This window comes from Halobacillus sp. HZG1 (genome assembly GCF_035818575.1).
Lineage (GTDB): Bacteria > Bacillota > Bacilli > Bacillales > Halobacillaceae > Halobacillus > Halobacillus litoralis.
In genome coordinates, this window is the sequence record NZ_JAYLVQ010000083.1 from 32,393 (window position 1) to 40,431 (window position 8,039).

The following is an 8,039-nucleotide window of genomic DNA, read 5'->3' on the forward strand; positions in this document are numbered from 1 at the left end:
GCTGTTTTTCTATGATGGGTCCACTTCGGTATAGTTACTCTGATCAGCAAATACCTCCAGTCCTTCAGGGACACGGATATAAAGCGCAGAACCGTTCCAGTGCGAAACAATTGAATCCATCCACATCGTCCCTTCCTCTCTGTTAAACATGCGGAAAGGAAACTCAGAACCAAACATTTTATATTTCAGATCCTTTGTCTCTCCTGGATAAATTGTGAGGGTTGTCATGTCCATATGAACCGCCGGTGTGTACTTTTCTTCCACTTCGAACCCGTCAATCATCAACGGTGTCTGATAATAAGAAGCTTCTATAGTATCTGTAAGTCCATCCGTATGTTCGACAAAAATATTGATGCTGTTCACATCATTTGCCCCAACTTGAAGAATCAATTGTTCTTCATTAAAAGGAAACGACCATTCATGGATGAGCCATTTTTCCATTTCGTTTATCTTCCCTTGAAGAACGGCATCATAAAACGCCTGAGACGTTTGTTCTTCCTTTCGCTCGCTCTCCTTTCCTTGCAAATCCGTGTTACCAATAGGAAGCGCAAGGAAAACAACTGCTGACACCACTAACAGGCACGAATAACCGATCAGCATCCAGAGTCCTGCTCTACCTCTTCCAAAACCGAATCGGGAACTTTTATTAATGAGGAGAATCAAACCAATAATAACTGCCAACAATAGAAAAATTGGCAGAAACGCTGCAACAATCATCGTTTCACCTCCAGACGATTAGAAACGAGGACAGCCAGTGCGTAAAAAATGGTGGTCACAGCAATCGTTTTCAGAGTAAAAAGCCATGCCTGGTTTTCTTCAAAAATGAATTGAAAAAAATACTCCTCCACTTGAAAGCCGCCTCTGGATAACAAAATCATCAATCCTACCACAACGACAGGCAGAACGATGACAAGCATTTTGTTTAACTGAATGATCATGCCAGCCAAGTAGCCTAAGCTGCTGAACATAAAAACGATAAGAATGGTAGCAAATATTCCTTGCAGCCAAGTGCCCACATCCCCCATCCCTTGAATGAGAAGCATCTCTTCCCCCGGCAGGATGACATACGCAAGCAGTTTTAAAGCAAAACTGGAGAGCAAAGCCGTCAGCGCGCCGATGACACAAATCGTAAACAAGAAAGCAATCGTAGACAGTGTACTCGTTTTCCTGTTTGTTACAAATGCGAAGTCATCTTCTCGATAGGCTTTCGTCGTTAACAGAAAGGCCGTTAGAAATCCCCAGAAAATCGTGAAGCCTACAATGATATCTGCAGTAAAATAGGTGATTTTAACATCGTATCCTGTTCTCCCGCTACCCATCTGTCCTGTTCCGTTCAGGGAAAAGAATAAGCCGAGAAGCTGGATAACGACAAGAGATGTGAATACGCCTGTATAAGCCCTCCATTTATATCCGATCTGCCGCTTGACGATTTCAGACGTCTGCACTTCGATCAAAGACATCATCCACACTCCCCTTTCCATTTTGAGATTCAGTCAGGTAGATACATAGATCATTCGCTTTAACGGGGGAAACTTGAACCCCCGATTCCTTCAGGCGCTGATAGTCATCACCCGTAAGATCATTTTTAATCACGGCATAGCATGTATCAAAGGCCTGTTCTTTTTTCCACAGCATCTGTTTTTCTTTCAGAAATGAATCAACCGCATCCTTCTTTCCTGTGAGCCCCACTCCATACTCCTTCAATTCATCCATCGATATATGCAGACTCAAAGCTCCCTCATGAATCACGAGTACTTCTTCAAGTAAATCTTCCATTTCCTCCAAATGGTGCGTCGATAATAGAATCGTTCTAGGATGCGCCAAATAATCCTTCAGTAACGCACGGTAAAAGTCTTTTCGTACCGCTGCATCCATCCCTGTCGTTGGTTCATCAAAGATGGTAAGCGGCGATCTTGACGCAAGACCTACGATCATATTGAACGTGCTTTCCTTCCCTTTGGATAGTTCATTGTGACGCTGTTTCGGTTCAAACTCGAAAAAATGGAACAAACGGAGGGCCAGTTCATGATCCCAATGATGATAAAAGCGTCTTCCCTCCTCAAGAATTTCTTTTAAGGTGAGCGCTGTAGGGAAATTCATAGCATCATCAATATAAATGGTATTCGCAGACACGAATAAATTGTTAAACGGCCTTCTGCCGAAAACTTCGATGACTCCTGACTTTTCCTTTAATAACCCCGCTAGGATTTTCAAAACTGTCGTTTTCCCAGCTCCATTCCTGCCGATCACGCCGACAATTTTATTCTCATCCACAGAAAAAGAAAGATCATTCAACGCACGCTTCCGATAGAATTGTTTGTTTACATCCTTACATTTAATGGCCTTCATCCTTGTTCCCCTTTCCAAGCATCCCTGATGAGCTTTAAGATGTGTTCCTCAGAAAGCTCCAGTCTTCCGGCTTCTGTGACGAGATCCTCGACTAATTTTTTCAGCGTCTGATTTTTACGCTTTTCGACAATAATCGCTTTAGCGTTGGTCGAGACAAATTTACCAAGTCCTCGTTTGTCATAGAGGACCCCTTCTTCTGCAAGCTTCGTCAGACCTTTGGCGGCTGTTGCCGGGTTGATGTTATATAAGTCGGCCAGTTTATATTGAGAATACACTTTTTCGTCTGCCTGGAAATTCCCATGCAGAATTTCGCTTTCCAGCCACTCAGCAATTTGAATATAGATTGGTTTTAAGCCATCGGTATCGAGAATCAATGAATCACCTTCTCTCTGAATGGGTGCATTAGTGTTGTAATGTAGTATATGTCTTTTTCTAACTTTTGACAAGGAAAAATTTATCTCGGACCTTGAAATTTCCTCCTCACTAAAGGACACTTAACAAGGAGGGTTGAAAGCGATTACATAATTAGGAGGTTGTTTAGGATGCTTCGAGGAATCACAAACTTTTTTGACCGGATGGTGCAGCGTTTCTTACCCGATGCGTTTTTGTTTGCCATCATTCTGACACTCGTCGTTTTTGGATTAGGGATTTTCTTCACAGGCAGCTCACCAGGACAGATGGTGCAATTTTGGGGAGATGGCTTCTGGAACCTGCTCGCATTTGCCATGCAGATGTCATTGATCGTTGTGACGGGATACATACTTGCAAATACCCCTTTAGTTAAAGCTGCATTATCTAAAATAAGTACGCTTGCGAAAACTCCGGGACAGGCCATTGTATTAGTTACTTTCGTAGCTGGAGTCGCTTGTGTGATCAACTATGGTTTCGGCCTTGTAGCCGGAGCACTCCTTGCCGTTCATGTAGCGAGACGTGTACCGAATGTGGACTATCGTTTATTGATGGCCAGTGCTTACAGTGGATTCATCCTATGGCACGGAGGGTTTTCAGGGTCCATTCCATTGACCATTGCGACAGAAGACCATTTTTTATCTGATTCAATAGGTTCCATCGCTATTACGGAGACATTGTTCAGCAGCATGAATATCTTCATCATTGTGACTTTACTTCTCTCACTTCCTCTACTTAACTTGTGGTTACTGAAATCCAGTGGAGACCTCAGTAAAAACAACCTGGACTTCTTAGAAAACGAAGATAAGGCGGAGCAGCAAATGGCCGCAACAACTGCCGACCTGACCCCAGCCGAAAGGATGGAAAACAGCAGGATCATCTCTTATTTAATTGGGGCGCTTGGCCTGGCCTTCATCGTGTATCACTTTATTAGGAACGGATTTGACCTCAATATTAATATTGTGAACTTTATCTTCTTATTCCTCGGAATCCTTTTTCACCAGACACCAAGAAGATTTCTGAACAGCGTAAATGATGGAGTGAAAAATGCCGGCGGAATCATCATTCAATTCCCTTTCTATGCAGGAATCATGGGCATGATGGTTGCTTCCGGTTTATCTGAACAGATGTCGAACTGGTTTGTGAGCATTTCAACGGAATTCACGTTTCCCGTGCTCGCCTTCATCAGTGCCGGCATCGTCAACTTCTTCGTTCCATCCGGTGGCGGACAGTGGGCCGTTCAGGCACCGATTATGATTCCAGCTGCCATGGATCTTGGCGTAAGCACAGCCAAAACGGCGATGGCTGTGGCCTGGGGGGATGCGTGGACGAACATGATCCAGCCATTCTGGGCATTGCCACTTTTAGCTATTGCCGGGTTGAAAGTTAAAGACATTATGGGCTTCTGTGTCATCATTCTGATTTGGAGCTTCATCCCAATCTCTATTGCCCTTTTATTTTTCAACTAAATATACACTATCCCTTCCCTCCTTACAGAGGAGGGGATTATATTAGTCTCAGGAAAAAAATCAGTGGTTAGAAACGTTTATCAGGAATTAAAAAAGGGTCGCTGTCCAATTGCTGGACAGCGACCCTTTTGGGTTTAACCTGTTTTATTATTCTTATGATCTTGTTCACGTATCATTTGCTTAAGCTCATCAAGGTCATTCATAATCTTCGCCATATCTTTACTTTCTTCCTCCGCATGTTCAGATAGCTGCTGGGCATTGTTAACAATTTCACCAATAATCAGATTTAAAATGATAAAGGCAGAAATAACAATGAAGGACACGAAATAAACCCAGGACCATGTGATTTCAGCAAAAATCGGTCTAAAAACACCACTCGCCCAACTTTCCAGCGTAAACACTTGGAATAATGTCAAAGTACTAAGGCCGACGTTTCCAAAGTATTCAGGAGCGATATCTCCAAAAAAAGTGACTCCGATAATCGCATAAACATAAAAGATGATGGCCATTAGGATCATGACGGACCCGATGGCGGGAATCGCAAGGAACAAAGCGCTTGTCAACCTTCTCAAGGAAGGTACCACTGATATCGTCCTCAATACTCGGAGCACACGCAAAATTCGTAAAACACCAACGAAATGAGTGTTATAGAGCACGAGACTTCCAAATACGATAACAAAGTCGAAGATGTTCCAGCCATCTTTAAAAAAGTGACGGCGATAAACGACAAGCTTTAAAATAATTTCAACCGTAAAGATGGATAAAACTAAAATGTCTAGAAATATGAATAACGACTGATAGTTTTGATAAATGCTGTCATCCGTAGAGATCCCGATAATGACAGCATTGATCAAGATAACCGTTAATATAAAACGTGAAAAACTTTTATGTTCAATAAAATGGCGTAACTTGATTCTCTTCTCCCCACTTTCTTCCCAATATGACTCTCTCGTCTTTTATATAGGATTTACGCCCCGCCGTCAATCACCTTTATGCCCACTTTTGTACATCGACACACAGTTGCTGGTAGGCCTTTGATTCATCCATCATTTGTTTATCTGCATACACTTTCGACAACCACCTCAACGGCTCTGGTGTACTCGGCTTCAGCTCCATTTCCATTTGAAAACATTCGATAGATTTCTCAAGCTGATGAAATTCATAGTACAGTTCTCCGAGCTCCTGCATACAATCGAGGTCTTCGCAAATGTCGTTCATCCGCTCCACTTTTTTCATAAGGGAACTCTTATTCGGAAAAGACTTTAAAGATTCATGGACTTGGACAAGTTCCTGCGTTTGCAGAAGCCTTATAACAAAAGCGTCCAACAGGTCTTTCGATTGCCCCGGCTGTTCGTCTGTGATTCGTTTCATTAAAGGAAGAAGGTTCTCAGGATCCTCCGCAAACCGGTTCTTCTCTAGCAGGGCCTTCAACTGGTTGAATTGTGCTTCATCGAGCTGCAGGTCCCGTTCTATATAGAGTTGTGCTGCTGCATGGACATTTTCATTGACTAGATAGTGTTGGAAAAGATCTTCAGTCACTGATTCAAAGGATGGAACAGCTTGAGCCATCTGCTCAAGTAAGAAGGTTCGGCTATCGTTATCGAAATACCTGGAGAATGAGGATCGACACAATTGATAGCTTTCAGAGGTCGGTTGGTTATAAAAATCAGCGAACAGATAAGAAGTCGCTTCAACCCAACGGTTTTCTTTTTCCAAGAGACGTTGGTGGTCTTCGAATGAGGCACACGTTTCCTTAAACAAAGGATCGCGTTCCATGAGTTCATGCGATTGTTCTAAGTATTGATTGGCATGCTCTCGATAAGAAAGATCATTAGCCATTTCTTTCACGAACCGATTATTAGGCGCGAAGTCACGCATCACGCGGATGACCCTATAGGCACCGGACATGTTTCCTTCCCGACGGTATTGATAAAAAAGAGATTTTATATCTTGGAATAGTTGTTTTTTAGGAATGAATGATTCAAAAAAGGTGAGGATTTTCGCTTGTTCCTGCCTGGAATACGGTCGTGCAATGTTCTTTTTCAGCTGAGGATAGCTGATTTTTTGTAGGGGATGATTCATTTCTATCAATGCATGTATAAAAGGATGCGGAGATTCATATACAGTACCTTCCTTGAATGCACGGGCCACATAGGAATGGAGCTTAAGCCGTGTCGTCTTGACGGCTGTAAGATATTTTTGTTTATAAAAGAAAAGCATATGGCATTCAGATTGATCATTGAAGGTTTCAACGAGTTGCATTTGCTCGTAAAAGACAACCCGGGATGGAAGAAGCGCTACATCTTTCTTTTGCTGCTTGACGTGAATGGTCATTGGGTTCATTAACATCCGCCTCCTTCTTTCCTTCACTATACCACAACGAACGTCCGTGTTAAAAATATGTCTCCGGTTCTTCAGCTGTTCGGCTCCGGTCTTAAGTCTTTCCTGAAGCTAGCCTCGGTTGCAAAGAAGCGTAATGATGCTTTTCTGCAGTCCTTAATGTCCCACTAATCTTTGTAAAGGTGTTGTCATAATCGTAAAAAACAGACCTTTCTCAAAAGTCTGTCAACCCTGGTAAACTAGTAAAATATAAGTGAACAGGATTTATATTCCAACATGACTTCTATCATCGAATTTTAAAAATCCTTGAATGCATAGGAAAAAGGCTTCACCTTTGAATCTATTTCTCTTTTCTTTTAATTATATGGAAAGATCCTCCTCCTATATTACAAAAGTTCGATGGTACGATAGAGTCGTTCCAAAAAACAAAGGTTTCAAGGAGGAATTTTCAACATGATGAAAAAGTCATTGATTGTAACAGGAGCACTTGCTCTATCCTTACTAGCATCACCAGCTACTTCCCTTGCATCCACAGGTGAAGTACAGCAAAACGTACAAGTAGAAACAAAGACCATTCAAATAGATCGCGGTCAATTGAACAACTGGATCACTGAAAATGAAGAAGCTTTAAAGAATAACAATCTTCAACAGGTAGATTTCCAATCTTTCTTTGATCAGTACGCTCAAAAATATCAACAAGTTCCAACCGAACAACCGAAGCAGGAAGAGCCAAAAGCAGAAGCACCTGTAAAAGAAGAACCTAAACAAGAAGCACCTGCTCCACAACCTGAAGCTGAACCAGCTCCAGCACCAGAGCAGCCTGCTGAAGAAGAAGTTCAAAAAGAAGAAAACACACAGGACGAAGCAACATCTGAAGTATCCGCTTTTGAAAAGCAAGTCGTTGAATTGACGAACCAGGAACGTGAAAAACAAGGACTCGCTCCACTGAAATTAGACACGGAGCTAAGTGCCGTAGCTAAAGACAAGTCACTTGATATGCAGCAAAACAACTATTTCTCTCACAACAGTCCGAACTACGGTTCTCCATTTGACATGATGAAGTCATATGGCATCGACTACCGTACAGCCGGCGAGAACATTGCTATGGGACAAACAACTCCAGAACAAGTTGTCCAGGGCTGGATGAACAGTCAAGGTCACCGTGAAAACATCATGAATCCTGACTTCACACACATCGGTGTAGGTCATGCAGAAGACGGGAACTACTGGACACAAATGTTCATCGGTAAGTAATAGAATATAGGGCAGTCGCCACCGGGATGGATCTCCCGGTGGTTTTTTTGTGCACTCGACCTCTCTTTGGCGCGACCCGACCTCTCTTTGGCGCGACCCGACCTCTCTTTGGTGCGACCCGCCCTCCCTTTGGCGCGACCCGACCTCTCTTTGGCGCGACCCGACCTCTCTTTGGCGCGACCCGACCTCTCTTTGGCGCGACCCGACCTCTCTTTGGCG

General features: G+C 43.0%; 8 protein-coding genes. 2 read left to right on the forward strand and 6 right to left on the reverse strand.

From position 1 onward, the window contains the following. Nucleotides 1-9 precede the first annotated feature (9 nt). Genes VKA52_RS17940 through VKA52_RS17955 form a run of 4 tightly spaced genes read right to left on the reverse strand, consistent with a single transcriptional unit; the run spans nt 10 to nt 2,723 of the window. Complete coding sequence (locus VKA52_RS17940; RefSeq protein ID WP_326316684.1) at nt 10-717, reverse strand: hypothetical protein; 708 nt, start codon at nt 715-717, stop codon at nt 10-12. Next, complete coding sequence (locus VKA52_RS17945) at nt 714-1,463, reverse strand: hypothetical protein (protein WP_326316685.1); 750 nt, start codon at nt 1,461-1,463, stop codon at nt 714-716. The genes VKA52_RS17940 and VKA52_RS17945 overlap by 4 nt, the downstream gene beginning before the upstream one ends. Then, nucleotides 1,432-2,349 carry an ABC transporter ATP-binding protein gene (locus VKA52_RS17950; protein ID WP_326316686.1) on the reverse strand — a complete coding sequence of 306 codons (918 nt, stop codon included), beginning with the start codon at nt 2,347-2,349 and terminating at the stop codon, nt 1,432-1,434. The genes VKA52_RS17945 and VKA52_RS17950 overlap by 32 nt, the downstream gene beginning before the upstream one ends. After that, nucleotides 2,346-2,723 (reverse strand): GntR family transcriptional regulator, encoded by a 378-nt coding sequence (locus VKA52_RS17955; protein WP_326316687.1) that lies wholly within the window; start codon nt 2,721-2,723, stop codon nt 2,346-2,348. Before VKA52_RS17955 ends, VKA52_RS17950 begins: the two co-directional genes overlap by 4 nt. 168 nt (nt 2,724-2,891) lie before the next feature. On the opposite strand from VKA52_RS17955, the gene VKA52_RS17960 reads away from it, so the two are divergent. Then, nucleotides 2,892-4,226 (forward strand): short-chain fatty acid transporter, encoded by a 1,335-nt coding sequence (locus VKA52_RS17960; RefSeq protein ID WP_206947166.1) that lies wholly within the window; start codon nt 2,892-2,894, stop codon nt 4,224-4,226. Between the two features lie 134 nt (nt 4,227-4,360). On the opposite strand, the gene VKA52_RS17965 is transcribed toward VKA52_RS17960, so the two are convergent. Next, a complete protein-coding gene (locus VKA52_RS17965; RefSeq protein ID WP_160914319.1) occupies nt 4,361-5,140 on the reverse strand; it encodes an ion transporter in 780 nt (259 codons plus the stop codon). A 76-nt stretch (nt 5,141-5,216) separates the two neighbouring features. Further along, nucleotides 5,217-6,569: a hypothetical protein gene (locus VKA52_RS17970; protein WP_326316688.1), complete on the reverse strand. Its 1,353-nt coding sequence runs from the start codon at nt 6,567-6,569 to the stop codon at nt 5,217-5,219. A 453-nt stretch (nt 6,570-7,022) separates the two neighbouring features. Between VKA52_RS17970 and VKA52_RS17975 the strand changes: the two genes are divergently transcribed. After that, complete coding sequence (locus VKA52_RS17975; protein WP_326316691.1) at nt 7,023-7,820, forward strand: CAP domain-containing protein; 798 nt, start codon at nt 7,023-7,025, stop codon at nt 7,818-7,820. The last annotated feature ends 219 nt before the right edge of the window (nt 7,821-8,039 follow it).